Source organism: Geodermatophilus sp. SYSU D00814 (assembly GCF_054050055.1).
Window position 1 is genome coordinate 1 of record NZ_JBJGYP010000005.1, and the last position, 24,602, is coordinate 24,602.

Annotated in this window: 27 protein-coding genes; 16 read left to right on the top strand and 11 right to left on the bottom strand. The window is 76.1% G+C overall.

Annotated elements, in window-relative coordinates; translation table 11 throughout:
- On the bottom strand, window positions 1-951 hold a 951-nt coding region (locus tag ACI780_RS04835; RefSeq protein WP_457001153.1), incomplete at its 3' end, for a helix-turn-helix domain-containing protein.
- Window positions 952-1,000: 49 nt separating this feature from the next.
- Here ACI780_RS04835 and ACI780_RS04840 point away from each other — a divergent pair.
- From ACI780_RS04840 to ACI780_RS04865, 6 genes are all read left to right on the top strand, one after another.
- Window positions 1,001-1,891, top strand: coding sequence for an alpha/beta fold hydrolase (locus ACI780_RS04840; protein WP_456868805.1), 891 nt, complete (start codon window positions 1,001-1,003; stop codon window positions 1,889-1,891).
- A 32-nt stretch (window positions 1,892-1,923) separates the two neighbouring features.
- The gene (locus ACI780_RS04845; RefSeq protein WP_456868804.1) at window positions 1,924-2,556 is read left to right on the top strand and encodes a class I SAM-dependent methyltransferase; all 633 of its coding nucleotides are present in this window, start codon (window positions 1,924-1,926) and stop codon (window positions 2,554-2,556) included.
- Window positions 2,553-3,110: a hypothetical protein gene (locus tag ACI780_RS04850; protein ID WP_457001155.1), complete on the top strand. Its 558-nt coding sequence runs from the start codon at window positions 2,553-2,555 to the stop codon at window positions 3,108-3,110. Before ACI780_RS04845 ends, ACI780_RS04850 begins: the two co-directional genes overlap by 4 nt.
- Window positions 3,107-3,487 carry a DUF4267 domain-containing protein gene (locus ACI780_RS04855; RefSeq protein WP_456868802.1) on the top strand — a complete coding sequence of 127 codons (381 nt, stop codon included), beginning with the start codon at window positions 3,107-3,109 and terminating at the stop codon, window positions 3,485-3,487. The genes ACI780_RS04850 and ACI780_RS04855 overlap by 4 nt, the downstream gene beginning before the upstream one ends.
- Window positions 3,488-3,705: 218 nt before the next feature.
- The gene (locus tag ACI780_RS04860) at window positions 3,706-4,113 is read left to right on the top strand and encodes a YciI family protein (protein WP_457001157.1); all 408 of its coding nucleotides are present in this window, start codon (window positions 3,706-3,708) and stop codon (window positions 4,111-4,113) included.
- A complete protein-coding gene (locus ACI780_RS04865; protein ID WP_457001159.1) occupies window positions 4,110-5,267 on the top strand; it encodes an RNA polymerase sigma factor in 1,158 nt (385 codons plus the stop codon). Before ACI780_RS04860 ends, ACI780_RS04865 begins: the two co-directional genes overlap by 4 nt.
- An 84-nt stretch (window positions 5,268-5,351) precedes the next feature.
- Here the strand turns inward: ACI780_RS04865 and ACI780_RS04870 are convergent, their stop codons facing one another.
- Both ACI780_RS04870 and ACI780_RS04875 read right to left on the bottom strand, forming a co-directional pair.
- A complete protein-coding gene (locus ACI780_RS04870) occupies window positions 5,352-5,957 on the bottom strand; it encodes an NUDIX hydrolase (RefSeq protein WP_457001406.1) in 606 nt (201 codons plus the stop codon).
- A complete protein-coding gene (locus ACI780_RS04875; RefSeq protein ID WP_456868799.1) occupies window positions 5,948-6,727 on the bottom strand; it encodes a sporulation protein in 780 nt (259 codons plus the stop codon). The genes ACI780_RS04870 and ACI780_RS04875 overlap by 10 nt, the downstream gene beginning before the upstream one ends.
- 144 nt (window positions 6,728-6,871) lie before the next feature.
- On the opposite strand from ACI780_RS04875, the gene icmF reads away from it, so the two are divergent.
- Both icmF and ACI780_RS04885 read left to right on the top strand, forming a co-directional pair.
- Window positions 6,872-10,108, top strand: a complete 3,237-nt coding sequence (gene icmF / locus ACI780_RS04880) for a fused isobutyryl-CoA mutase/GTPase IcmF (RefSeq protein WP_456868798.1) — start codon at window positions 6,872-6,874, stop codon at window positions 10,106-10,108.
- A complete protein-coding gene (locus ACI780_RS04885) occupies window positions 10,101-10,859 on the top strand; it encodes a helical backbone metal receptor (protein WP_457001162.1) in 759 nt (252 codons plus the stop codon). Before icmF ends, ACI780_RS04885 begins: the two co-directional genes overlap by 8 nt.
- Here the strand turns inward: ACI780_RS04885 and ACI780_RS04890 are convergent.
- On the bottom strand, window positions 10,837-11,736 hold the full coding sequence (locus ACI780_RS04890; RefSeq protein ID WP_456868796.1) for an SDR family NAD(P)-dependent oxidoreductase: 900 nt from the start codon (window positions 11,734-11,736) through the stop codon (window positions 10,837-10,839). The genes ACI780_RS04885 and ACI780_RS04890 overlap by 23 nt on opposite strands.
- A gap of 180 nt (window positions 11,737-11,916) precedes the next feature.
- On the opposite strand from ACI780_RS04890, the gene ACI780_RS04895 reads away from it, so the two are divergent.
- Both ACI780_RS04895 and ACI780_RS04900 read left to right on the top strand, forming a co-directional pair.
- A complete protein-coding gene (locus ACI780_RS04895) occupies window positions 11,917-12,126 on the top strand; it encodes a hypothetical protein (protein WP_456868795.1) in 210 nt (69 codons plus the stop codon).
- A 2-nt stretch (window positions 12,127-12,128) separates the two neighbouring features.
- Window positions 12,129-12,482, top strand: coding sequence for a hypothetical protein (locus ACI780_RS04900; protein WP_456868794.1), 354 nt, complete (start codon window positions 12,129-12,131; stop codon window positions 12,480-12,482).
- An 11-nt stretch (window positions 12,483-12,493) separates the two neighbouring features.
- On the opposite strand, the gene ACI780_RS04905 is transcribed toward ACI780_RS04900, so the two are convergent.
- Genes ACI780_RS04905 through ACI780_RS04915 form a run of 3 tightly spaced genes read right to left on the bottom strand, consistent with a single transcriptional unit; the run spans window position 12,494 to window position 14,345 of the window.
- A complete protein-coding gene (locus ACI780_RS04905) occupies window positions 12,494-13,033 on the bottom strand; it encodes a putative immunity protein (RefSeq protein WP_457001165.1) in 540 nt (179 codons plus the stop codon).
- A 13-nt stretch (window positions 13,034-13,046) separates the two neighbouring features.
- Window positions 13,047-13,718 (bottom strand): enoyl-CoA hydratase-related protein, encoded by a 672-nt coding sequence (locus tag ACI780_RS04910; RefSeq protein WP_456868792.1) that lies wholly within the window; start codon window positions 13,716-13,718, stop codon window positions 13,047-13,049.
- A gap of 24 nt (window positions 13,719-13,742) precedes the next feature.
- Entirely contained in the window at window positions 13,743-14,345 is a 603-nt protein-coding gene (locus ACI780_RS04915) for a TetR/AcrR family transcriptional regulator (RefSeq protein ID WP_456868791.1), read from the bottom strand.
- Between the two features lie 317 nt (window positions 14,346-14,662).
- Between ACI780_RS04915 and ACI780_RS04920 the strand changes: the two genes are divergently transcribed.
- Window positions 14,663-16,036: a vanadium-dependent haloperoxidase gene (locus ACI780_RS04920; RefSeq protein ID WP_457001168.1), complete on the top strand. Its 1,374-nt coding sequence runs from the start codon at window positions 14,663-14,665 to the stop codon at window positions 16,034-16,036.
- An 83-nt stretch (window positions 16,037-16,119) separates the two neighbouring features.
- Window positions 16,120-16,815, top strand: coding sequence for a hypothetical protein (locus tag ACI780_RS04925; RefSeq protein ID WP_456868789.1), 696 nt, complete (start codon window positions 16,120-16,122; stop codon window positions 16,813-16,815).
- A 66-nt stretch (window positions 16,816-16,881) separates the two neighbouring features.
- Here ACI780_RS04925 and ACI780_RS04930 read toward each other — a convergent pair whose 3' ends face one another.
- Window positions 16,882-17,451 (bottom strand): hypothetical protein, encoded by a 570-nt coding sequence (locus ACI780_RS04930; RefSeq protein WP_457001170.1) that lies wholly within the window; start codon window positions 17,449-17,451, stop codon window positions 16,882-16,884.
- Between the two features lie 57 nt (window positions 17,452-17,508).
- Here ACI780_RS04930 and ACI780_RS04935 point away from each other — a divergent pair, with 57 nt between their 5' ends.
- From ACI780_RS04935 to ACI780_RS04945, 3 genes are all read left to right on the top strand, one after another.
- Window positions 17,509-17,949 (top strand): flavodoxin family protein, encoded by a 441-nt coding sequence (locus tag ACI780_RS04935; protein ID WP_456868787.1) that lies wholly within the window; start codon window positions 17,509-17,511, stop codon window positions 17,947-17,949.
- Window positions 17,950-17,975: 26 nt separating this feature from the next.
- A complete protein-coding gene (locus tag ACI780_RS04940; RefSeq protein WP_456868786.1) occupies window positions 17,976-19,352 on the top strand; it encodes an FAD-dependent oxidoreductase in 1,377 nt (458 codons plus the stop codon).
- Window positions 19,353-19,502: 150 nt separating this feature from the next.
- Window positions 19,503-19,976 (top strand): DUF3237 domain-containing protein, encoded by a 474-nt coding sequence (locus tag ACI780_RS04945; protein WP_456868785.1) that lies wholly within the window; start codon window positions 19,503-19,505, stop codon window positions 19,974-19,976.
- On the opposite strand, the gene ACI780_RS04950 is transcribed toward ACI780_RS04945, so the two are convergent.
- On the bottom strand, window positions 19,973-21,127 hold the full coding sequence (locus ACI780_RS04950; RefSeq protein WP_457001173.1) for a MalY/PatB family protein: 1,155 nt from the start codon (window positions 21,125-21,127) through the stop codon (window positions 19,973-19,975). The two genes, ACI780_RS04945 and ACI780_RS04950, sit on opposite strands and share 4 nt — an antisense overlap.
- Before the next feature lie 58 nt (window positions 21,128-21,185).
- On the opposite strand from ACI780_RS04950, the gene ACI780_RS04955 reads away from it, so the two are divergent.
- Window positions 21,186-22,109, top strand: a complete 924-nt coding sequence (locus tag ACI780_RS04955; protein ID WP_457001175.1) for a diacylglycerol/lipid kinase family protein — start codon at window positions 21,186-21,188, stop codon at window positions 22,107-22,109.
- Here ACI780_RS04955 and ACI780_RS04960 read toward each other — a convergent pair.
- Both ACI780_RS04960 and ACI780_RS04965 read right to left on the bottom strand, forming a co-directional pair.
- Window positions 22,095-23,111, bottom strand: a complete 1,017-nt coding sequence (locus ACI780_RS04960) for an LLM class flavin-dependent oxidoreductase (RefSeq protein WP_457001177.1) — start codon at window positions 23,109-23,111, stop codon at window positions 22,095-22,097. The two genes, ACI780_RS04955 and ACI780_RS04960, sit on opposite strands and share 15 nt — an antisense overlap.
- 32 nt (window positions 23,112-23,143) lie before the next feature.
- Complete coding sequence (locus ACI780_RS04965) at window positions 23,144-24,601, bottom strand: M1 family metallopeptidase (RefSeq protein WP_457001179.1); 1,458 nt, start codon at window positions 24,599-24,601, stop codon at window positions 23,144-23,146.
- Between the last annotated feature and the right edge of the window lies 1 nt (window position 24,602).

Sequence of the window (24,602 nt, forward strand, 5' to 3'; positions counted from 1 at the left end):
GTTGGTACCAGGACCCGGTCGGGGGGGGGGGCGCCCCCCTCCTCCCGGGGGGGTTTGTGCCGCGCGCCGAGGAAACCCCGGGGGGGGGGGGGGGCGCCCGCCCCCCCGCGGTCGGGCCTCGCCGTAGCGGGCGGCGAACTCGCCCGGCGTCATCCCGGTCACGCGGGCGAAGTCGCGGGTCAGGTGCGGCTGGTCGGCGTAGCCGAGGTCGGCGGCGACCTCGGCGAGGGTCACCGCGCGCTCCCGCAGCCGGCCGGCCGCCTCCTGCAGCCGGCGCCGCTGCACCAGCCACTTCGGGGTCAGCCCGAGCCGTCGGGACACCAGCCGCTGCAGCGCCCGCTCCGACAGCCCGGTCGCGGCGCACAGCTGGTCCACCCGGGTCAGGTCCGGCCGCGACTCCACCAGCGCCACCACCCGGTCGACCAGGAGCCCCTCCTCGTCCACCGGCAGGAAGCGGCGCAGCACGTCGGCGTAGGCGGCGGTCGCGGCGGCGTGCGCGGCGGGGGAGGAGGGGTCGGCGGCCATCGCCGCCCGGACCCGCCCGGCCAGCCGGGCGCCATCGTCGCCGAGCACCTCGCCGAGGTCGACCGACCGGTCGGTGAACGGGGCCACCGGACCGCCCGCGACCAGCGCGCCGGCGGCCGGGGTGAGCATGACGCCGGCCGCCCAGCCCTCGCCGGTCAGCGTCGTCGTGGACAGGCCGGTGACCACGCCGTGGAAGCGCGCCGAGTCGGGGGAGACGACCAGCAGGCAGGCGGGGTGCTGCAGCACCCGCTGCACCGACTCGCACCCGGGCGGGACCGACCACACCGGGATCCAGAAGCGCCGCACGAGCGCGGCCAGGGGCCCGTCGGCCGCGTAGCGGTGGACGACGGCGGTGGCGTCGCGCGGGTCGCGCAGGTGGGCGGGCTCGGCGGCGTCCAGCCGGCGCGGGGGCGTCTGGGGTCCCATCGCGCCCAGGCTGCCGCATGCGTCCGACGGCCGGGGGTAGCGCCCCGCCATGCACACCGGCAGCACCGACCCCGCCGACGGGCCCCGCGAGGGCCGGCTGCAGCTGCGCGACGGGCGCACGATGGCCTACGCCGAGTGGGGCGACCCCGAGGGCCGGCCGGTGCTCGGCTGCCACGGCTCGCCGAGCTCGCGCCTGGAGCGGCACGTCGAGGACCCCGCCGCCTACCGCCGCTGGGGCGTGCGGCTGATCGTCCCGGACCGGCCCGGCTTCGGCCGGTCCGACCCGCGGCCGGGCCGGCGGGTCACCGACTGGCCCGGCGACGTCGTCGAGCTGCTCGACTCCCTCGGCGTCGACCGGTTCGCCACGCTGAGCCTCTCCGGCGGTGCGGCGTACGCGCTGGCCTGCGCGCACGCGCTGCCCGACCGGGTGCACACCGTCGGCGTCCTCGGCGGCGCGCCGCCGCCGGACGTGCCCTGGCCCTGGCCGGGCTGGTTGCCGCCGACGGTCCGCGCCGCCGTGCACCGGCCCTCGCCGGCGACGTCGGCGCTGCTGCGGCCGGTCTTCGCGCCGCTGACCGTCCGCCCGGCGCTGCTGCCGCGCTACCTGCAGGTGCGGCTCAACCCCGCCGACCGGCGGGTCATCGGCCGCCCCGCCGTCCGCCGGGTGCTGGCCGCGACGTTCACCGAGGGGCTGCGGCAGGGTGCCGCGTCGCTGGCCGAGGACCGGGCGCTGCTGTTCCGGCCGTGGGGCTTCCCGGTCGGGGAGGTGCGCCAGCAGGTGCACGTCTGGCACGGCACCCAGGACTGGCAGGTGCCGGTCGGGCTGGGTCGGGTGCTGGCGGCCATGCTGCCCCGCTGCCGCGCCCACTGGTACGCCGGCGAGGGGCACTTCCTGGTCTTCGACCACGCGCGCGAGGTGTACGCCGCACTCGCGCCGTGACTGTCCCGCCGCGGACGGGGTAGCCGCGCGGCATGCGCCCCGACCTGCGCGGCAGCCGTGCCGTGCCCCCGACCTTCGTGAACGCCAACCGGCTGTGGGTGGACTCCCGCCTGCGGTACGAGATCGGGTACCGGGTGGAGGGTGCCGTCCTGCGCCGGCTCGGCGCGCACGGCGCCCGCGCGGTGGAGATCGGCACCGGCCGCCGGGGCCTGGGCGCGCGGGTCGCCGTCGAGCGGCTCGGCGCGACCGAGGTGACGGCGTTCGACGTCCACCCGGCCAGCGTCGGCCGCGCCCGGGTGCGCTGCGCCGACCTCGCCGACCGGGTCACCTTCCGGGTGGGCGACGCCACCGCGCTGCCGGTCGACGACGCGAGCGTCGACCTCGTCGTCGACTTCCACGCCCTGCACCACATCGCCGACTGGCGGGCCGCCGTCGCCGAGGCCGCGCGGGTGCTGCGGCCCGGCGGGCAGCTGGCGCTCACCGAGATGACCCGCCGGTTCGTCGACGCCCCGGCGCTGCGGGCGGTGTCGCGCCACCCGGCCGACCGGTTCTCCACCGACGAGCTGGTCGCGGAGCTGGCCGCCTCCGGCCTGCACGTGCCGGAGGGCCGGCTGCGGCGGGCCGCCGGCGACCGGTGGATCCAGGCCGTCGCGACCCGGGCGTGAGCGTCGGCGACACCGTCCGCGCGGCTCTGGCGCTGCTGCGCCGGCACGCCGGGCCGGTCTACGCCACCTCGCTGGCGGTCACGCTGGTCAACACCGTGCCCGACGTGGCGCGCCAGCTGCTGGTGTACGGCGACCCGAGCGCCGGCGCCGCGCTCCTGGTCGACGTCGTCGGCTTCACCACCGGCCTGCTGGCCCAGCTGTGGCTCACCGGCGCGCTCACCGACCTGCCCGGCGCCGGCCGGGTCCGCCCGCGCGGGGCGCTGGGCCGGGGGACCGCGACGGCGCTGCGGGCGGTCCGGGTCTCCCCGGCCGCGGTGCTGGCGGGGGTCGTGCTCGGCGGGTCGGTGTCGGCGCTGCTGACCCTGCCGGCGTCGGTGGCCGCGCTCGGCGTCGACGGCGTGCTCGGGCCGCTGGGTGCACCGTCGGCGGCGGCGTTCACCGTGGCCACGGTCAGCGACGTGGTGGCCAGCTGGGTCACGCTGCCCTTCCTCGCCGTCGTGCTGGTGCTCACCGCCGGTTCGAGCAGGCGGTTCGCGGGCAAGGGCCCGGCGTGAGGGATCGGGACTGGGACGTCACCCGCACGGCGGTCGGGTCGCTGTCGGTGTGGATCGGGACGGCGGCGCTGTTCGCGCCGCGGTGGATCGCCGGCACCCTCGGCGTGCGGCCCGACGCCGCCCGCGACGACGTCGCGCTGCCGCTGCTGGTGCGGCTGGGCGCGGCCCGCAACATCGCGATGGGCACCGCCCTGCTGGTCACCCCGGCACCGCAGGCCCGGCGCACCACCGAGGTGACGCTGCTGCTCACCGCGCTCGACGCGGCCGCGGTGTGGACCTCGCGCGCCACCGGCGACGTGCGCCCGCGCAGCGCCGTCCTGTCGGGGGTCGTGCTGGCGCTGGCCTCCTACGGCGCCGCCCGCTGGCACCGCCGCTGAGCGACCCGCCCCTGTCGGGCACTTCCGCGGAAGTGCACGGCACGGCCCGGGCACTTCCGCGGAAGTGCACCGCAGGAACCGGGCACTTCCGCGGAAGTGCACCGCAGGAACCGGGCACTTCCGCGGACGTGCACGGAGGGATGTCGAGAACCCCCGACCGGCTCCGTCCCCGGGGTGCACGCGGCCAGGATGGGCCGCACCCAGCGAGGAGAGACGACATGACCAAGTACCTGCTGCTCAAGCACTACCGCGGCGCCCCGGCGGCGGTGAACGACGTCCCCATGGAGAAGTGGACGCCGGAGGAGATCTCGGCGCACGTGCGCTACATGGACGACTTCGCGGCCCGGCTCGAGGGCACCGGCGAGTTCGTCGACGCCCAGGCGCTCGCCGCCGACGGGATGTGGGTCCGCTACGACGGCGAGGGCCGCCCGCCGGTGGTCGACGGCCCGTTCGCCGAGACCAAGGACCTCGTCGCCGGCTGGATGGTCGTCGACGTCGACAGCCGTGAGCGCGCGATCGAGCTGGCCGGCGAGCTGTCGGCGGCCCCCGGGGCCGGCGGCGAGCCGATCCACGAGTGGCTCGAGGTGCGCCCGTTCCTCGGCGCGGCCCCCACCGTCACGGAGTGACCCCTCCCCTGGACGAGGTCCTCCTCCGGAGCCTCACGCCGGGCGTGCTCGGCGTCCTCGTCCGCCGCGGAGCCGACTTCGCGGCGGCCGAGGACGCCGTCCAGGAGGCGCTGGTCGAGGCGCTGCGCGTCTGGCCGGCCGACCCGCCGCGGGACCCGAGGGCCTGGCTGGTCACCGTGGCCTGGCGGCGGTTCCTCGACGCCACCCGGGCCGACGCCGCCCGGCGCCGGCGCGAGGACCTCGTCGAGGAGGAGCCGCCGCCCGGCCCGGCCTCCGGGGTGGACGACACGCTGGCGCTGTACTTCCTGTGCGCCCACCCGTCGCTGACGCCGTCGTCGGCGGTCGCGCTCACCCTCCGCGCCGTCGGCGGGCTCACCACCCGGCAGATCGCCCGCGCGTACCTGGTGCCCGAGGCGACCATGGCCCAGCGGATCAGCCGGGCCAAGCGCACCGTCTCCGGCGTGCGGTTCGACCGGCCCGGCGACGTCGCCACGGTGCTGCGCGTGCTCTACCTGGTGTTCAACGAGGGGTACTCCGGCGACGTCGACCTCGCCGCCGAGGCGATCCGGCTGACCCGGCAGCTCGCCGCCGTCGTCGACCACCCCGAGGTGGCCGGGCTGCTCGCGCTGATGCTGCTGCACTCCGCGCGGCGGGCCGCCCGCACCGCACCCGACGGCAGCCTGGTGCCGCTGGCCGAGCAGGACCGGACACGGTGGGACACCGCGGCGATCACCGAGGGGGTCGCGATCCTGCAGGCCGCCCTCGCGCGCGACCGGCTCGGCGAGTTCCAGGCCCAGGCGGCGATCGCGGCGCTGCACGCCGACGCGCCCACCGCCGCGGAGACCGACTGGGTGCAGATCGTCGAGTGGTACGACGAGCTGGTGCGCCTCACCGACAGCCCGGTCGTGCGGCTCAACCGCGCGGTCGCCGTCGGCGAGGCCGACGGGCCGCGCGCCGGGCTGGCGGCGCTGGCGGAGCTGGACGACTCCCTGCCCCGCCACACCGCGGTGGCCGCGCACCTGCACGAGGCCGCGGGCGACCTGGACACGGCGGCACGGCTCTACGCCGAGGCGGCCCGGCGGGCGCCCGACCTCGCCGAGCGCGACCACCTGACCCGCCGGGCCGCCCGGCTCAACACCCGCGCCGGCCGCTGAGGGCGCTCGACGCCGAGCCGTGCACTTCCGCGGAAGTGCACCGGTCGGGACCGGGCACTTCCGTGGAAGTGCCCGCGGCGTGCGCTACCGCCAGGCGAAGACCGGCTGTTCGAGGTGGGCGACGCGGGTGTGCCGGCCGCGGCAGGCGACCTGGCAGAACTGGTGGACGACCGCCGCGGTGGGGGCGTGCAGCCACCCGCCCAGGAGCGGCAGCCGGATGACCGGCGCGTCGGACTCGGGGATGGTCACCAGCACCGGGTCGACGTCGAGGTCGGCCAGCGGCACCCGGTGCACCGCGGCCACCTCGGTCTCGGCGGGGGAGAGGTCGCCCACCTCGCCGGCCCACACCACCACCGGCGTCATCACGTAGCCCGACCGGGTCACGTAGTCGTCGAGCAGACCGAGCACGTCGTCGGGACCGCGGTGCAGCCCGACCTCCTCGGCCAGCTCGCGCAGCGCCCCGTCGACGGGTGTCTCGCCGTCGTCGAGCCGGCCGCCGGGCAGCGCCCACTGCCCGGCGTGGGCCCGCAGGCCCGCCGCCCGGCGGGTGAGCAGCAGCGCCGGCCGCTCCGGCGGCCCGGTCACGCAGACCGCGACGGCGGCCTGGCGCAGGTCGGGACGGGCGGCCGCGCGGCGCGGGAGGTCCCGCAGCCGCGCGGCCGCCGTCTCGCGGTCGAGCGTCAGAACCAGCCGCGCCGGCCGCCGAGCTGGCGCACGGCGGCGTCGAGCTGCGCGGCCACCGCGGAGACGTCGGTGTCGTGGTGGCCGAAGTGCAGCCGGCCGCCGACGTCGCGGCCCTCGGTGAGCAGCCCGCCGCGCCGGTCGACCTCGAGGACGACCTCGACGCCGTGCGGCGAGGCCAGGAAGGTCACCTCCAGCTCGTTGACCCGCCCGCGCAGCGACGACGGCGGCGCGAACTCGACCTCCTGGTAGAAGGGCAGGTCGCTGCCGGCCAGGCGGCCTTTCTCGACGTCGGCGCCGCGGAAGGTGAAGCCGAGGCCCGCCAGCGCCTGGATCACCGTGCGCTGCACCGGCAGCGGCTCGACGGTGACCGCGTCGAGGTCGCCGGGGTCGACGCCGCCGGGGACGTCGACCTTGGTGCGCAGGCCGATCTTCACCCCGCGCAGCGTCCAGCCGTCGAGCGTGGTGAAGGGGCACTGCCAGGGCACCGGGAAGCTGAACGGGACGGCCGCCCGGGCGCCCGCCTCGATCCGGCCGGCGCCGGCGATCACCGCGGTGCCGAAGGTGACGTTCTCGCGCCACTCGTGGTCACCGCTCTCCACCTCGACGGTGGCCTGCAGCGACACCCGCAGCTCGTTGATCTCCTGGGCGATCTGGCCGCCGGTGAGGTGCACGGTGCCGGTGACGGTGCCGCCGGGAGTGGTGACCGGGGTGTCGAGGACGGCGTCGACGGTGGCGTTGCCGGCGCCGAGCTTCGCCATCAGGTTGCGGAAGGCCATGGGGGAGGTGCTCCGTTCGGTTCGGGGACGGCGGGCACTCTGACACCACGCCCGGCGACTGGCGAGGGGTTCCCGCGCGGCGCGTCCGGGCGGGCTACCGACGAGTAGTTGGACGTCCTACTAAATCGCGCCTACCGTTCGGGCATGGCCTCCGCGGAGCTGCACGTGCCCGTCCACCCCGTCCGGTTCGTCACCGCGGCGAGCCTGTTCGACGGGCACGACGCGGCGATCAACGTCATGCGCCGGCTGCTGCAGAGCCAGGGCGCGGAGGTGGTGCACCTCGGGCACGACCGGTCGGTCGACGCCGTCGTCCGGGCCGCGCTGGAGGAGGACGTGCAGGGCGTCGCCATCTCCTCCTACCAGGGCGGGCACGTCGAGTACTTCAGCTACCTCAAGGAGCGGCTGGCCGAGGTCGGCGCCGGGCACGTGCAGGTGTTCGGCGGGGGCGGCGGCGTGATCGTGTCCGAGGAGATCGCGCTGCTGGCCGAGCGCGGCGTGCGGGTGTTCAGCCCCGAGGACGGCGCCCGGCTCGGCCTGCCCGGGATGATCAACGAGCTGATCCGGGCCTGCGACGTCGACCTCACCGCGCAGCGGCCCGACGTCGACGCGCTGCTCACCGGCGACCCCCGCGCCCTGGCCCGCACGATCAGCGTGCTGGAGGCCGGTGCCGACGCCGACCTCGCCGCCCGGGTCCGCGAGGCCGCCGCCGGGCGCACCGTGCCGGTCCTCGGGATCACCGGCACCGGCGGCTCGGGCAAGTCCTCGCTCACCGACGAGCTGCTGCGCCGGCTGCGCCGCGACCAGGAGGACAAGCTGCGGGTCGCCGTCGTCGCGATCGACCCCACCCGCCGCCGCGGCGGGGGCGCGCTGCTCGGCGACCGGATCCGGATGAACGCGCTGGAGTCCGGCGAGGGCGCGCACACCTTCTTCCGCTCGATGGCCACCCGCACCGCCGGCGCCCAGGTGCCCGAGCACCTCGACGACGTCATCGCCGCGGTGAAGGCCGCCGGCTTCGACCTGGTGGTCGTGGAGACGCCGGGCATCGGTCAGGGCGACGCGGCGATCGTGCCGTTCAGCGACGTCTCGCTCTACGTCATGACGCCGGAGTTCGGCGCCGCCTCGCAGCTCGAGAAGATCGACATGCTCGACCTCGCCGACGTCGTGGCGATCAACAAGTTCGAGCGGCGCGGCGCCGAGGACGCCCGCCGCGACGTCGCCCGGCAGATGGTGCGCAACCGCGAGGCGTTCGGCCAGCCGTGGGAGCAGATGCCGGTGTTCGGCACCAGCGCCGCCCGCTTCGACGACGACGGCGTCACCGCGCTCTACCAGCACCTGCTCGGCCTGCTGGTGGAGCAGGGGCTGCCCGCGGGCGCCGGTGTGCTGCCGCGGGTCGACGTCCGCGCCTCGACCGGGCTGAGCAGCGTCGTGCCGTCGTCGCGGGCGCGCTACCTCGCCGAGGTCGCCGACGCCGTCCGCGGCCACCACCGGGTCACCGAGGAGCAGGCCGCGCTCGCCCGGCGCCGGCAGCACCTGACCACCGCGGCCGAGGTCCTGGAGGGTGCGGCCGCCGAGGCGGCGCGGGAGGCGGCGGAGGCCGCCGCCCGGGAGCTGCTGCCCGACGTGCGCACGCTGCTGGAGGAGTGGCCGGCGCGGGTGGAGCAGTACTCCGGGGACGAGTACGTCTACACCGTGCGCGGCACGGAGGTCCGCACCCCGCTGACCCGCGAGACGCTCAGCGGGACGAAGGTGCCGCGGGTGGCGCTGCCGCGCACCACCGACGACGCCGACCTGCTGCGCTTCCTGCGGCGGGAGAACCTGCCCGGCTCCTTCCCGTACACCGCCGGCGTCTTCCCGTTCAAGCGCACCGGCGAGGCGCCGGCGCGGATGTTCGCCGGCGAGGGCGACGCCTTCCGCACCAACCGGCGGTTCCGGGTGCTGTCGTCCGGCGGCGAGGCCACCCGGCTGTCCACGGCGTTCGACTCGGTCACGCTCTACGGCCGCGACCCCGACCCGCGACCCGACGTCTACGGCAAGGTCGGCACCTCCGGCGTCTCGATCGCCACGCTCGACGACATGCGGGTGCTCTACGACGGGTTCGACCTGTGCGCCCCGACCACGTCGGTGTCGATGACCATCAACGGCCCGGCGCCGGCGATCCTCGCGATGTTCATGAACACCGCGATCGAGCAGCGGCTGGACCGCTTCCGGGAGGAGGAGGGCCGCGAGCCCGACGCCGCGGAGGCCGAGGAGATCCGCGCCTGGGTGCTGTCCACCGTCCGCGGCACGGTGCAGGCCGACATCCTCAAGGAGGACCAGGGCCAGAACACCTGCATCTTCTCGACCGAGTTCGCGCTGCGCTGCATGGCCGACATCCAGCAGTGGTTCATCGACCACCGGGTGCGCAACTTCTACTCGGTGTCGATCTCCGGCTACCACATCGCCGAGGCCGGGGCGAACCCCATCAGCCAGCTCGCCTTCACGCTGGCCAACGGCTTCACCTACGTCGAGGCATACCTCGCGCGCGGCATGGCGATCGACGACTTCGCGCCGAACCTGAGCTTCTTCTTCTCCAACGGCATGGACGCCGAGTACACGGTGATCGGCCGGGTGGCGCGGCGGATCTGGGCCGTGGCGATGCGCGACCGCTACGGCGCCAACGCCCGCTCCCAGCAGCTGAAGTACCACGTGCAGACCTCGGGCCGGTCGCTGCACGCGCAGGAGATGGACTTCAACGACATCCGCACCACGCTGCAGGCGCTGTGCGCGATCTACGACAACGCCAACTCGCTGCACACCAACGCCTACGACGAGGCCGTGACGACCCCGTCGGAGCACTCGGTGCGCCGGGCGCTGGCGATCCAGATGATCATCGACCGGGAGTGGGGTCTCGCCGGCAACGAGAACCCGCTGCAGGGCTCGGCGATCGTCGAGGAGCTCACCGACCTGGTCGAGGAGGCGGTGCTGGCCGAGTTCGACCGGATCGCCGAGCGCGGCGGGGTGCTGGGCGCGATGGAGACCGGCTACCAGCGCGGCCGGATCCAGGACGAGTCGATGCTCTACGAGCACCGCAAGCACGACGGCTCGCTGCCGATCGTCGGCGTCAACACCTTCCTCGACCCGCATCGCGACGAGACCCCGCCGAAGCCGCTGGAGCTCGCGCGGGCGACCGAGGAGGAGAAGGAGTCGCAGCTGCGCCGGCTCGCCGACTTCCAGGCCCGGCACGCCGACGAGGCACCGGCGGCGCTGGCGGCGCTGCAGGAGGCGGCGACGTCGGGCGGCAACGTGTTCGCCGCGCTGATGGACGCCGTCCGGGTGTGCTCGCTGGGCCAGATCAGCGAGGCGTTCTTCGAGGTGGGCGGCCAGTACCGCCGGAATGTCTGAGGACGACCTCGGTCACCCGGTCGAGCTGCCGCGGCCGCCGCGGCGGATCGTGTCGCTGGTGCCCTCGCTGACCGAGGCGCTGGCGGTCACCGTGCCCGACCGGCTGGTCGGCGCCACCGACTGGTGCACGCACCCGGCCGACCTGGACGTGGCCCGGGTCCGCGGCACGAAGAACCCCGACCGGGCGGCGATCGCGGCGCTCGCGCCCGACCTCGTCGTCGGCAACCGGGAGGAGAACCGGCGCCTCGACGTCGACCGGCTGCGGGCGGCGGGCACCCCGGTGTGGGTGACGGTGATCGAGTCGGTGGACGAGGCGCTGGCCTCGATGCGGCGGCTGTTCGCCGAGGCGCTGCAGGTGCCCGAGCCCGGCTGGCTGACCACCGCCGCCGCCGAGTGGGCGCGGCCCGTGCCCGCGCCGCCGCTGCGCTGCGCCGTCCCGGTGTGGCGGGACCCGTGGATGGTGGTGGGCCCGCGCACCTTCACCGGGGACGTGCTGGCGCGGCTGGGGCTCGTCAACGTCTTCGGGGCGGGGGAGGACCGCTACCCGCACGTGGCGGTCGACGACGTGCTCGCGGCCGCGCCCGACGTCGTCCTGCTGCCCGACGAGCCCTACCCGTTCACCGCCGACGACGGCCCCGAGGCGTTCCCCGGCGTCCGCTCGGTGCTGGTGTCCGGGCGGGCGCTGACCTGGTACGGGCCCTCGCTGGCCACCGCCCGCGCCGACCTGCTCACCGCCCTCGGCCCCCGCTGAGGCGCCGGCCGGGGACGTCGACCCCCTCCGGAGGTGCCGCTGCGCCGGTGGCCACCCGCAGATCGGGGTCGCGGGCGGCGAGCGCCTGGGACAGGCGCAGGAACAGCGACGGCGACAGGCGCATCAGCCGCCACGCGATCCGGGCCTGTCGGGGCGCGACGACGATCGCCCGGTTCCGGTCGACCCCGCGCAGGACGTCGGCGGCCAGGTCGTCGGCGTCGTAGAGCCGGCCTCCGTTCAGCTTCCGGATCACCGTCCGGACGTCGATCGCCTCGACGCTCGGCACTCGCGGGAGGTCCGGTGGCATCCCCCTGTCCAGCATCGGGGTGTCCACCCCGCCGGGACACACCACGGTCACCCGCACCCCGCGGGAGGCGGCCTCCGCGCGCAGCGCGAGCGAGAGCCCGACCACCCCCCACTTCGTCATGGCGTAGGGCGCGAACCCCGGGTTGGGCAGCAGTCCGGCCACCGACGCGGTGTTCACGATGTGCCCGGACCCCTGGCGCACCATCACCGGGTAGGCGGCGTGCACGCCGTGCACCACGCCCCGCAGGTTCACGTCGACGGCCCGGTCCCAGTGGGCCAGGGACAGCTCGTCGGTGCGGCCGCCGATGCCCACGCCGGCGTTGTTGACCAGCAGGTCGAGCCGGCCGTACCGCGACGCGGTGCCCGTCACCAGGGCGCCGACGGCCGCCGCGTCGCGCACGTCCACGGTCATCCCGGACGCCGTGCCTGATCCGTCCGCGGCGACCTGCTCGGCGACCCGCGCCGCGGCTGCGCCGTCGGTGCCCGTGAGGACCACCGTGTCGCCGCGGCGCACCAGCGCCGCGCTCAGCGCCCGCCCGATCCCCGAGGTCCCGCCGGTCACGATCGCCACGCGCGGCACGGTCCACCTCCGGTCGCCCGGCTCCGTCGACGTCCCCCGCGCCGGCCAGCCTGGTCCGCCTCCCGGCCCCGGGCAACCGCCCCGGCCCGGCGGGCACGCGGCGGTGACGCGGCGGTGACGCGCCCTGCAGATGATCGGACGGGCGCATCGGGTCGACGTCCGGGAGGCGAGATGGCGCGGTCGGGCTGGCGAGACGAGGACAACGGGTCCTTCGCGCCCGTGCGGTCCGAGCTGTACGAGACCGGGCCGGGCTTCGAGCCGGCCGAGGCCGGGACGGCGGAGTCGACGGACGGGCGCCACCGGCGGCGGGAGCCGTCCGAGGTCCCCGACGCGATGCGCAGACCGCTGGCCGAGCGCATCCGCGAGCAGGACGGGGGCTGACCGTGGCGGACGTGCGGTTCACCAACTCCCACGGCAGCAGGGTGTTCGTCGCCTACATGCGCCTGGACCACGACTGCGGCTTCTGCGGTGACCCGTGGGACGTCCGCGGGTGGGTCGTCCTGGACCCGGGCGAGACCGAGACGCGGCCGAACGACACGGGCAACCGGTGGTTCTACTACTACGCCGAGGGCGAGGACGGCTCGGTGTGGTCGGGGTCCTTCCCCGCGGAGGTCCGGCAGGCGCGGTTCGACAAGTGCGCGTGCCTCGGCGTCCTGCAGGGCGGCGTCAACCCGTACCACCAGGTCGGCATGCGGCAGCTGGACCTCGGCCGGTTCGGGGGCGTCACCTTCACCTGACCCCGACCGGGTCACCGCAGGGACGCGTCCAGCGCGCGCAGCAGTTCGCCGACCCGCCCGCCGCCGGCCGGGGCGGGCGGGTAGCGGCGCAGCACGTCGACCACGACGGGACCGGCGAGGTGCCGCGCCTGCGCGACGTGGTCGGCACCGTCGGCGGGGTCGTCCCCCGCGGCGAGCTCGAACGCCCGCGCGGTGTGCGCGGCCGCCCCCAGGACGTGCCGGACCTGGGTGGCCTTCGCCAGCGGGTGCAGGAACGCCGCACCGGCGGCGTCCAGCGCCGCCCGCGCGGCGGCGTCCGCCGCGGCCAGCCCCGCGTCGCGGGCCTCCCGCGCCGCCCGCTGCGCGTCCCACGCGCGGTCCCGGAGCGCCGTCGTCCGCTCCGCTCCGTCGGCGAACGCCTGCGCGGCGTCGACGGCGGCCCGCGGGCGCGGGTCGCCGGGGCGGTCGCGCTCGAAGACCGCCAGCGCCGGCCGCGCGCAGGCCGCCGCGAAGGCGGCGACCGCGCGCAGCTCGGCCCGGCTCAGCTCGATCGTCGCCGGGTCGCCCGTCACCGGACCCGGCCGCTCAGCCGACGGGCGCGGTGCCGCCGCGCAGCAGCGCGAGGACCGGGCCGTACAGGCGGGACTTGATCGTGCCGAGGACGGGGCCGGCCTTGCCGGCGTGCGCGGCGGCGACCTCGACGGCGGCCGAGCGGACGGCGTCCTCGGCGACGGCGGCGTCGACGATGCCCGCGGCCAGCGCGTCGGAGCCGCCGTAGCGGCGTCCGGTGGTCATCGTCACGTGCGCCACCTGCGGCGTCAGCCGGGCCTGGATCAGCGCGGACATGCCGGGGCTGAACGGCAGGTCGATGTCGATCTCCGGCAGGCACCAGAAGCCGCGGTCGGCCCGCATGACCCGCTGGTCGTGCGCCAGGGCGAGCATCGCGCCGGCGGCGAACGCGTGGCCCTGCACCGCGGCGACCGAGAAGACGGGGGAGCACAGCAGGCGGGCGAACAGCCGCTCGACGGTGCCGAGGTAGGCGTCGCGCTGGTCGGCGTGGTCGAGCAGCCAGGCCAGGTCCAGGCCGTTGGAGAAGAACTTGCCCGTGGCCGCGGTGACCAGCGCGCGCGGCCCGTCGGCGCGTTCGACCTCCTCCAGGGCGGCGTCCACGGCGGCGAGCCAGTCGGGGGAGAAGCGGTTCTCCCCGTCGCCGAGGTCGAGCACGAAGACGTCGTCGTGGCGGTCGAGCGTGGGCACGGGGGCTCCTCGGGTCGGTGGGGGTCAGGAGGGCAGGCCGCAGTCGACGACGGCGGCGACGGCGGCGGCGAGCTGGGCGCGGGTGTGCGGCCGCACCCGCCCGGCGCGGATCTCGGGCAGCAGCAGCGCGGTGGGCAGGCGGACGACGCAGACGGTGACGACGCCGACCGCGGCGCCGTCGTCGCGGCCCCACACCGTGCGGGCGAGCAGCTGCAGGGTGTCGAGCAGGGCGGTGTCGAGCGCCCGCAGGCCGTCGGCGACCTCAGGGGCGACGGCGTCGGTGAGCAGCTCGTCGCGCTGCAGGCGGAACAGCAGCTGCGCGGCCCGCAGCTCCCGCGCGGCCAGCCGGGCCGGGGTGTCGGCGGCGGCCTGCACCGCCCGCCGGCCGTCCCGGCCGGCCTCCGCCACGGCGACCCGCTGCAGGTCGAGGAACTGCCGCGCGCGGCGCAGCCAGGCGGCGCCGGCGACGGTCTCCAGGGATCCGAAGGCGTGGTAGATGCTGCCGTTCGAGGCCCCGGACCGGGCCGCCAGCGCCCGGACGGTCAGCTGCGCCCGGCCCTGCTCCACCAGCAGCTCCTCGGCGGCGTCGAGCACCGCACCGGGCGCGTGCACGCGGGGCCGGGGCACCGGCGGCTCCTCGGGGTCAGGTGGAGAGGGGTTGCCACAGCTTAGTGGAGCGTCTGCTCCACAAGCGTCCGGCTCGGTCGGCACCGTCCCGCCGAGGCGGTGACGACCACCCGGAGGGCCGGTCCACGACCGACCCGCCGGTCCGCGGCCGGAGGCAGGTGTCTGAGTCGCGACGTGCAACTGACCGTGTTCAGTCGGTAACGAAAAGATAACGCGACGTGGCGTCCCTCTCCCGGCGGGTGTGCTCTCCGTCACGATCCGATCACGGAGGAGCGCGCCGGAGATCCCGGGAGTGCTCGCCTCCGCGGAGGAGCGTCATGCCCGGTCCGGTGTCCCGACGACAGGTGCTCCTCGCGGCCCTCGGCACGGGAGCGGCCGCGGTCGCGCTCCCGCGGACGGCGGCCGCCGCGCCGCCCAGCGTCCCCGGCCCCGGAGGGGTGACCGTGGCGGGACACCTCGCCGACGAGGCGTTGAGCTGGGTGCAGACCACCTACGACCTGGTGCTCGCCGAGAACCTCAGCCCTCCGGCCGCGGCCCGCGTCTACGCCCACACGGCGATCGCCATGTACGAGGCCGCCGTCCGGGGGATGCCGGCTCACCGGTCCCTGGGTGGTCAGCTCCGGGACCTGCCGGTCCCCGCACCGCCCCCCCTGGCCGCGCTCGTCGACTGGCCGGCCGCCGTGGTGACGTCGGCCGCGGCCGTGCTCCGTCAGGTGCTGCCCTTCGCCGGCGCCGGCACCCGGGAGCGGCTGGACGTGGCCGAGGCCGGCGCGCTGCTGCGGCGCCGCGCCGCAGGGGTGTCCGAGCGGGCGCTCGAGGCCTCCACCGCGCACGGGAGGGCGGTCGCGGGGCACCTGGCGTCGTGGATCGCGGCCGACGGGCACGCCGGGACCCTCGGCCGGCTCTACACACCTCCCGCCACCGAGCCGTGGCACTGGGTCTCGACGCCGCCCAACTTCCGGCCGGCCGTCGAGCCGTACTGGTCCGAGGTGCGCCCCATGGTCCTCGCGAGCGCCGACGAGGTGGAGCCCGAGCCGCCCCTGCCCTTCTCCACCGAGCCGGGATCGGCGTTCCACGCCCAGGCGACGGCGGTCCACCGTCAGTCGGCCGCCAACACCGACGAGCACCGGGCGATCGCCCGGTTCTGGACCGACAACCCCGGCTCGTTCACCCCGCCTGCCGGCACGCCGACCGGTCTGCCGTCCGGCCACTGGATGCTCATCGCCGCCCAGGCGCTGGCCCTCCGCGGCGCACGGCTCGACCTCGCCCTCGACACGCTCGCGACGACCGGCATCGCCCTGCACGAGGCGTTCCTCAACTGCTGGACGTGGAAGTACCGGTACCGGCTGCTGCGACCGGTCAGCTACGTGAACCGTCACATCGACCCGGGCTGGACGACGTACGTCAACAGCCCGCAGTTCCCCGAGCACACGTCGGGGCACAGCGTCGCGTCCCCGGCCGCTGCCGCCGTGCTCACCGACCGGCTGGGTGTCTTCCCCTTCACGGACCGGTCGCACGACGCCCGTGGTCACGCGCCGCGCACCTTCGCGTCCTTCGCCGACGCCGCCCGCGAGGCCGCGGACTCGCGGCTCTACGGCGGCATCCACTTCCCGCACGCCATCGAGGCCGGCCTCGTCCAGGGTGCGCAGGTCGGCGCCCTGGTCCTGCAGCGGATCCGAACCCGCCGCTGAGGCCCGTCGTCCCGATCCGGGGCGCCCGCCGGGCGTCCCGCCCTCCGCACGGCCCACCCGTGCGCTACCGAGAGAAGGTCTGCGTGTCCGCCTCCACCCTGCGCCGTCTGGGGACGGTCGCCGTCTCCACGGCGGCCCTCGCCGTCGTCGTCGCCCCGTCGCCCGCGCTGGCCGGTGACCTCTTCTTCTCCAAGAGCTCGGGCACCATGGCCTCCGTCACGTGGCTCGAGGTCGGGGAGCTCCCGCCGGCCGCTGGGGCTCCGGGCAACGCCCACTTCGGCGACCTCTACGTCGAGGACCTCGGCAACGGCCGGGCCTCGGTGTTCGGCAGCGTGTCCGACGTCGAGTGCGACGCAGGTGCGACGCCCTACCTGCCCGGTGGGGGGCACGGCGAGCCGGCGCCCGAGGACGGTCCCTGCCGGCTCCTCGGCGTCCGCTTCGTGGAGGGCGGTCAGGTCACCTTCACCGTCGACAAGAAGTTCACGACCGCGACCCTCACCGGCACGCTCGCGGTGGGCAGCGGGCACGGGGACACCCCGACCAGCGCACCGCCGGTGTCGATCACCTGGACGGGTGTGGGCGACGTGTTCAGCGAGCGGCAGAGCGGCACGTTCGTCGACGAGTACGGGACCTCGACCTACCGGTACGACTTCACCGGCCGGGAGGCCGCCGTGACGGCGGGCAGCCGGATCGGGCCGATGGTCTTCGACGACGAGCCCGGCGAGTCCTCCGAGTCGCTGCTCGGCAAGTACCGCTCGTCGAGCCGCCAGCGCTCCTGACCCGCGGTCCCGCCGGGCCGACTCCGGGCGGCCCGGCGGCCAGGGCAGCCTCGCGGCACGGCCAGCTCAGCGTCCCGGCCGGACCCCGGCCAGGAAGCGCTCGACGACGGTCGTCCACCACGCGCGGGCGGCGTCGTTCGCCTCCAGGGTGGGCAGCCCGACCTGGGTCGCCACCAGCGACGCCGTCCCGTCCTTCTTCGGCTCGCTGGTGACCACCACCGACGAGCCGTCGGCGGCCCGGGTCCGCCAGGTGGTGCGCCGGTCGGTGCCGCTCACCCGCACCTCGCCGCCGGCGACGACCTGCTGCACGGCCGCGTCGCCGTCGGCGAAGGTCCGCCAACGCTCCATCAGCTCGGTCATCCCGAGCGGTGTCGACCGGCTCACGCTGGTCTGGAACGTGCCGTCGGACCGCTGGCCCGGGATCCGCCGGCCGATGTGCTGCTCGTAGGCGACGGTCACCGACTGGGTCCACCAGCCGCGCTGCTCGACGGTGTCGCCCAGCTCGTCGTAGACCCGCAGCGCGATCTGCCGGTGGTCGAGGTCCGGCGCGCCGATGGCGTCCATGAAGCGGAGCCACTCGTCCCACGACCGCTTCGTGGCCCGCTCGACCGGTCCGATGCGGGGGTTCGTCGCCATGCCCGGACCGTAGCGAGGGGAGCCGCCGCCGGGCCGTCCGCGGGCACGATGGCGGGCATGCCCCGGCTGCTCGTGGTCCACCACACGCCCTCGCCCAACCTGCAGGCGGTGCTGGAGGCGGTGCGCGAGGGCGCGGCGATGGTCGAGGAGGTGGAGCTCGAGGTGCGCCCGGCGCTGTCGGCCGGACCGGCCGACGTGCTCGCCGCCGACGGCGTGCTGCTCGGCACCCCGGCCAACATCGGCTACATGAGCGGGGCGCTCAAGCACTTCTTCGACACCGTCTACTACCCCTGCCTCGACGCCACGGTCGGCCTGCCCTACGGCGTCTACGTGCACGGCGGCGACGACACCGCCGGGGCGCTGCGGGCCATCGGCACGATCACCGGGGCGCTGCGGTGGAAGCAGGTCGCCGCGCCGCTGTCGCTCACCGGACCGCCCACCAAGGACGACCTGGAGGCCGCCCGGGAACTCGCCGCCACCGTCGCGGTGAGCCTGTAGCCGCCGGCGGTCCTAGCCTGCGGGGGGTGAGCACCCGACTGGTCGTCATCGGCGGCGACGCCGCCGGAGGCAGCGCGGCGTCCCAGGCCAAGAAGCGGCGTCCCGACCTCGACGTCGTCCTGTTCGAGCGCGGCCGCGCCACCTCCTACTCCGCCTGCGGCATCCCGTACTGGATCTCCGGCGCCGTCGAGCGCGAGGCCGACCTGGTCGCGCGCACCCCCGAGCAGCACCGCGCCAACGGCCTCGACGTCCGGATGCGCACCGAGGTCGTCGGCATCGACACCGACAAGGGGGTCGTGCACTGGCACGACCTCGACGCCGGCACCGAGGGCACCGAGCCCTACGACGAGCTGGTGTACGCCACCGGCAGCGTGCCGATGCGCCCGCCGGTCGAGGGCATCGACGCGCAGGGCGTCTACGGCGTCCAGGTGCTCGACGACGGCGTCGCGCTGCGGGCCGAGCTCGACAGCGGCCGGGTGCGCCGGGTGGTCGTCGTCGGCGGTGGCTACATCGGCCTGGAGATCGCCGAGGCGTGCAAGGAGCGCGGCCTCGACGTCACCGTCGTCGACCGCTCGGCCACCCCGGTGGGCACCTTCGACCCCGACGTCGGCCGGTTCATCGCCGACGCCGTCCGGGAGGAGGGCGTCGACCTGGTGCTCTCCGACGGCGTCGCGGCGATCGACGTCGGGCCCGACGGGCGGGCCCGCGCGGTGGTGACCGCCAGCGGCCGGGAGCTGCCCGCCGACCTCGTCGTCCTCGGCCTGGGCGTGCGGCCCAACGTGCGGCTGGCCCGGGAGGCGGGCATCCCGCTGGGCACCTCCGGCGGCATCGCCGTCGACGCGCGGATGCGCACCGAGGTGCCCGGCGTGTGGGCTGCCGGCGACTGCGTGGAGTCGGTGCACCGGCTCTCCGGGCAGCGGATCGTCGTCGCGCTGGGCACCCACGCCAACAAGCAGGGCCGGGTGGCCGGCATCAACATCGGCGGCGGGTACGCCACCTTCCCCGGCGTCATCGGGACGGCGATCACCCGCACCTGCTCCATCGAGGCCGCGCGCACCGGACTGGCCGAGCACGAGGCGGAGGCGGCCGGCTACGAGTTCGTGACCGCCGCCGTCGACTCCACCACCAAGGCCGGCTACTTCCCGGGTGCCAAGCCCATCCGGGTCAAGATGACCGCCGAGCGGCGCACCGGGCGGCTGCTCGGCGCCCAGATCGTCGGCAAGGAGGCCGCCGGCAAGCGGATCGACGCCCTCGCCATCTGCATCTGGAACGAGATGACCGTCGACGAGGTCCTCTCCCTGGACCTGTCCTACGCGCCGCCGTTCGCCCCGGTCTGGGACCCGGTGCTCATCGCCGCCCGCAAGGCGTCCGAGGCGGTGGAGGCCGACCTGCGCGCCTGCTGACCGGGGGCGTCACCGGCCGGCGGGCCGCGGGTACGCGCCGTGTCGGGAACGCCCGGGCGGGTTCGGGTCCCTTGACGGCCGGTGCCCCGCGGCGGACCGTCCCCGTCCCGGGCGGGCTCCCGGCCCGCCCCCGTCCCGGGGAGGGACGCCATGGCCCATCTCGTGCCGGAGTTCGACTACCACGCCGACGTCGAGCCCCACCCGGTCGGGCCCGGGCCCTACGGGAACCGCATGGAGGGCACCATCACCGCCGGGGAGATCTCCGGGGAGCGCCTGGAGGCCTCGGTCGTCGGCGGGGGCGCGGACTGGATGCTGGTCGGTCCCGACGGGTTCGCCCGGCTCGACGTGCGCACCACCGTGCGGACGGTGGACGGCGCGCACGTCTACGTCCAGTACGGGGGGATCTGGGAGTTGACCCCGGCCGTGCTCGCGCTCATGCAGGGTGGGGACACCCCCACCGAGTTCGGCGAGGGCTACTTCATCACCACCCCGCGGCTGGAGACCGGCGACGAGCGCTACGCGTGGGTGAACCAGACGGTGTTCGTGGCGGAGGGCCGCCTGGTGCCCGGGCCCCGGGTGGAGTACCGGGTCTACCGGGTCGCCCCGGGGGACGCGGCGCCCTAGGCGAGGACGGTGGCCATCCGCTCGACGATCGCGGCGAGCACCGACTCGGGCGTGGCCAGGTCCATCCGCACCGCGCCCCGGCCGGCGGCCCCGCACCGGGCGCCGTCGACGACGGCCACGCCGGCCCGCTCGAGCAGCAGGTCGCCGGGCGCGTCGACGGGGAAGCCCTCCAGCCAGGCGAGGTAGGTGCCCTCGGGCGGGCGGTACCAGATCCCGGGCAGCGAGGCCGCGACGAGGTCGGCGAGCAGCCGGCGGTGCCGGTCGAGGACGGCGAGGAACTCGTCGAGCCAGGCGACGCCGTCGCGGTAGGCGGCGGCGTTGGCCACCGCGCCGAGGGTCGAGGCGCCGTGCTCGACCGGGTGGCCGACCTCCGCCCACAGCCGCGCGTCGGCGTCGTTGCTCACCACCAGCTGCGCGCACTTGAGGCCGGCGAGGTCCCACGCCTTCGACGCGCTGGTGGCCGTGATCGCGTGCCCGGCCGGCACCTCGCCGAGCGAGGCGTAGGGCACGTGCCGGTGGCCGGGGAAGACCAGCGGGGCGTGCACCTCGTCGGCGAACACCCGACCGCCGTGCCGGTCGACGACCTCGGCGACGGCGAGCATCTCGGCGGGCTCGAGCACCCGGCCGATCGGGTTGTGCGGGTTGCACAGCACCAGCAGGTGCCCGCCGGCGCGGAAGGCGGCGTCGAGCGCGTCGAGGTCGTAGACGTAGCGGTCGCCGTCGCGGGCCATCGGCACCTCGAGCACCTCCCGGCCCAGCGCCGGCGGCACCTCGAGGAAGGGCATGTACGCCGGCGTGGGCAGCACCACCGGCGAGCCCGGCCGGGACAGGTGGGTGATCGCCGCGGCCAGCCCGGCCAGCACGTCGGGCAGCGGCCGCACCCGCTCCGGCGGCACGTCCCAGCCGTAGCGGTCGCGGGCGAACCCGGCGAAGGCGGCGGCGACGTCGTCGGCGAGCCAGTCGGGCAGGTAGCCGAACAGCCCCCGGGCGACCGCGTCCTGCAGCGCGGCGGTGACCGCGGGCGCGGTGCCGAGGTCAGACTCGGCCACCCACGCGCCGAGCGCCTCGGGGTGCCGGGTCCACTTGAGGCTCCCGCGCCGACGCAGGCCCGCCACCACGGCCCCCAGCCGGTCGTCGGCGTCGCTCGTCACGGTGGCGATCCTGCCCGGGGGACGCCCGGGCGGCGCGCGGGCTGGGAGGGTGCACCCCGTGGACCTGCTGGTGGTGGCCAACCGCAACGCCGGGAGCGCCGACGAGGAGCGCCTCACGAGCGCGCTGGAGGTGCTGCGCGCCGGTGCCGCCGTCGAGGTCGCGGCGACCGCCGACGCGGCCGACCTCGACCGGGTCGTCGCCGCCCGCGCGGGGCGCCGGCTGGTGGTGGCCGGCGGCGACGGATCGGTGCACGCGGTCGTGGCGGCCCTCGACCGCGCCGGGGCGCTCGACCCCGCCGACCCGCTGGGGGTCGTGCCGCTGGGCACCGGCAACGACCTCGCCGGCGCCCTCGGGCTGCCCGACGACCCGGCCGGCGCCGCGCGGTGCGTCCTCGACGGCGACCCGCGCCGCCTGGACCTGCTGCGCGACGACGCCGGCGGCGTGGTGGTCAACGCCGTGCACGCCGGCATCGGGGTGCGCGCCGCGGACGAGGCCGCCGGGCTCAAGGAGCGCTTCGGCGCGCTGGCCTACCCGATCGGCGCCGCGGTCGCCGGGCTCGCCGGGGCCGAGCAGCGGCTGCGGGTCACCGTCGACGGCGCCGTCGTCACCGCCCCCGCCGGCTGGGCGGCCGACGGCGGCACGCCGCTGCTCATGGTCGGCGTCTGCAACGGCCCCACCATCGGCGGCGGGACGGCGCTGGCGCCCGGGGCCGACCCCGGCGACGGCCTGGCCGACGTCGTGGTCAGCGCGGCCACCGGCCCGGCCGCCCGCGCCGCCTACGCGCTGGCCCTCACCACCGGGCGGCACGTCGACCGCGACGACGTCGTCCGCGTCCGCGGCCGGGAGGTGGCCGTGTCGGGGGAGCCGGTGGCCCTCGACGCCGACGGCGACCTGCTGCCGCCGGTGCCGGCGCGCACCTGGCGGCTGGCCGCCGGCGCCTGGTCGGTGGTGCTGCCGCGGGCGGCGTCAGGCCGCCGGTGACCAGCCCAGCAGCGGGCCCAGGCGGGTGGCGACGTCGGTGAGGATCTGCTCGTAGTCGGCCTCGGCGAAGCTGAACGGCAGCGCGAAGACCACCTCGGTGACCTCGCGGAACCCCTCGTGGGCGTACAGCGCCTCGGCGATCTGCTCGCTGGTGCCCAGCAGGTCGGGGGCGAACAGCAGCCGCGCCGGGCCCTGCGGGACGGCGGTGCGGGGCGTGCGGGCCTCGACGTAGGCGGCGTAGCGCTCGCGCTGCCCGGGTGTGGCGCCGTCGGTGGGGATGACGACGAGGCCCTGGGACACCCGGCCGGTGCCGCCGGCGTCCCGGTAGGCGCGGATCTGCCCGGCCTGGATCGCGGCGAAGTCGGTGCAGTCGTCCTCGGCGCGCACCACGCTGCTGGTCAGCAGGTTCGTCCCCGCTTGGCCGGCCCACCGCGCCGAGCGGGTGCTGCCCCCGCCGTACCACATCCGGCCGCGCAGGCCGGGGGAGTGCGGCTGCACCCGGTCCGACCACTCCTCGACGACGCCCTCGCGCCCGGAGAAGGTGGCGGCCGGCTCGCCCGCGACGAAGCGCAGCAGCCGCTCGACGCGGGTGTGGGTGAAGTCCTCGGCGTCGGCGGTGTCGGGGTAGAGCGCGCCCTTGACGTCGTCCCAGTGCATGGGCGGCCCGACGCTCACGCCGGGGTTGAGCCGCCCGCCGGAGAGCACGTCGACGGTGGCGAGGTCCTCGGCCAGGCGCAGCGGGTTCTCCCACGCCAGCGGGGTGACGGCCGTGCCGAGGGCGATCCGCGACGTCCGCTGGGTCAGCGCCGCCAGGACGGCGACCGGGGAGGAGATGCCGTACTGCAGGTGCCGGTGGCGCAGCCAGGCGCTGTCGAGGCCGAGCCGCTCGCCGAGCTCGACCACCCGCAGCGTGGCCTCGTGGCCGGCGCGGGGGTCGGCGGGGTCGAAGGAGCCGATGGTGAGGAAGCCGAGGTGCTCGAGGGGGGTGCCGGGGGCGGGCATGACGACGATCCTGCCCGCCCCCGGCGTCCGGTTCAGTACCCGACGGGCTTGGCGGGGGTGCCCACCCAGTCGGTGAAGAAGCCGTCGAGCTGCTGCCCGCTGACCTCCTCGGCCAGGGCGACGAAGTCGGCCGTGGTCACCGTGCTGTCGGCGTTCTCGGTCGCCCACCGCTCCAGCAGCACGAAGAACGTCTCGTCGCCGATCTCGTTCCGCAGGGCGTGCAGCGTGGCCGCGCCGCGGTCGTACACCGCGGCGGCGAACAGGCCGGTGGGCCCGGGGTCGCTGACGACGAGCGACCAGAACTCGTCGTCGGCCGGGGTGGCGTACACGGCCTCGTACAGCTCCTGCGCCGTCTCCCGTCCCCGCTCCTCCGACCACAGCCACTCGGCGTAGGTGGCGAAGCCCTCGTTGAGCCAGATGTCGGCCCACCGCTCGGGGCTGACGCTGTCGCCGAGCCACTGGTGGGCCAGCTCGTGCGCCACGGTGCCCTCGGAGGCCTGCCGCGAGTACACCGGCCGCGTCTGGGTCTCCAGCGCGTAGCCGACGGTGTCGTCGTCGACGATGGCCCCGAAGGACGTGAACGGGTAGGGCCCGAACAGGTCGTCGAAGTAGTCGATCATCGCCGGCTGCAGCGCGAGGCTCGCCTCGGTGGTCGCCCGCCGGGTCGGGGTCAGCCCGGTCTCGACGTAGTTCAGGATCGGCAGCCCGTCCGGGCCCACCTGGGTGCTGACGGTGTAGTCGCCGATCGACGCCGTCGCCAGGTAGCTGGCCATCGGGTCGGTGGCGCGCCAGGTGAACGTGGTGCGGCCGTCCACGGTCACCGGCTGACCCACCGGCTCGCCGTTGGCGATCGCCGTCTTGCCCTGGGGCACGGTGATCCGGAAGTCGTAGGTGGCCTTGTCCGACGGGACGTCGTTGACCGGGAACCAGGTCGGTGCGCCGTCGGGCTGGTTGGCGACCAGGACGCCGTCGGCGAAGGTCACCCAGCCGTAGAGCGAGCCCTCGAGGTCGGTGGGCCGCCCCGGGAAGCCGGAGTAGACGACGGTGACCTCGTGCGTGGTGCCGGCCTTGAGCTTGGGCGCGGCCTGCACGACCAGCTCGCCGCCGAGGCCGTCCTCGCCCGGGGGCAGCTGCGAGTAGCGGGCGGGCTTGCCGTCGACCAGCACCGAGGACACCGTCAGCCGGCGCAGGTCGAGGGAGAAGCTCGCGAGGTCGGCGGTGGCGGTCAGTGTGATCACGGCGGTGCCGTCGAGCCGGCTCTCGGCGGGCGTCGCCCCGGGGTACCAGGACAGGCCGAGGTCGTAGTGCTGCACGTCGTAGCCGCCGTTGCCCGCGGCCGGGAAGTACGGGTCGCCCCCGGAGGTGCTGCCGTCGGTGTAGCGGGGTGTGCCCGGCGCGCCGGGGGCGGCGGCGGCCGGGCCTGCTGCGGCGACGAGGGCGGCTGCCGCGACGAGCACGGCGGTGGTGCGGGCTGTCCGGGGTGTGCGCACG

Excerpts from the sequence above, each read along its gene's own strand:
- ACI780_RS04920 (WP_457001168.1), top strand. The coding sequence starts at position 14,663 with ATGCCCGGTCCGGTGTCCCGACGACAGGTGCTCCTCGCGGCCCTCGGC.
- ACI780_RS04875 (WP_456868799.1), bottom strand. The coding sequence starts at position 6,727 with ATGGCCTTCCGCAACCTGATGGCGAAGCTCGGCGCCGGCAACGCCACC.
- ACI780_RS04860 (WP_457001157.1), top strand. The coding sequence starts at position 3,706 with ATGACCAAGTACCTGCTGCTCAAGCACTACCGCGGCGCCCCGGCGGCG.
- ACI780_RS04840 (WP_456868805.1), top strand. The coding sequence starts at position 1,001 with ATGCACACCGGCAGCACCGACCCCGCCGACGGGCCCCGCGAGGGCCGG.
- ACI780_RS04945 (WP_456868785.1), top strand. The coding sequence starts at position 19,503 with ATGGCCCATCTCGTGCCGGAGTTCGACTACCACGCCGACGTCGAGCCC.
- ACI780_RS04960 (WP_457001177.1), bottom strand. The coding sequence starts at position 23,111 with ATGCCCGCCCCCGGCACCCCCCTCGAGCACCTCGGCTTCCTCACCATC.
- ACI780_RS04895 (WP_456868795.1), top strand. The coding sequence starts at position 11,917 with ATGGCGCGGTCGGGCTGGCGAGACGAGGACAACGGGTCCTTCGCGCCC.
- ACI780_RS04885 (WP_457001162.1), top strand. The coding sequence starts at position 10,101 with ATGTCTGAGGACGACCTCGGTCACCCGGTCGAGCTGCCGCGGCCGCCG.
- ACI780_RS04930 (WP_457001170.1), bottom strand. The coding sequence starts at position 17,451 with ATGGCGACGAACCCCCGCATCGGACCGGTCGAGCGGGCCACGAAGCGG.
- icmF (WP_456868798.1), top strand. The coding sequence starts at position 6,872 with ATGGCCTCCGCGGAGCTGCACGTGCCCGTCCACCCCGTCCGGTTCGTC.
- ACI780_RS04935 (WP_456868787.1), top strand. The coding sequence starts at position 17,509 with ATGCCCCGGCTGCTCGTGGTCCACCACACGCCCTCGCCCAACCTGCAG.
- ACI780_RS04845 (WP_456868804.1), top strand. The coding sequence starts at position 1,924 with ATGCGCCCCGACCTGCGCGGCAGCCGTGCCGTGCCCCCGACCTTCGTG.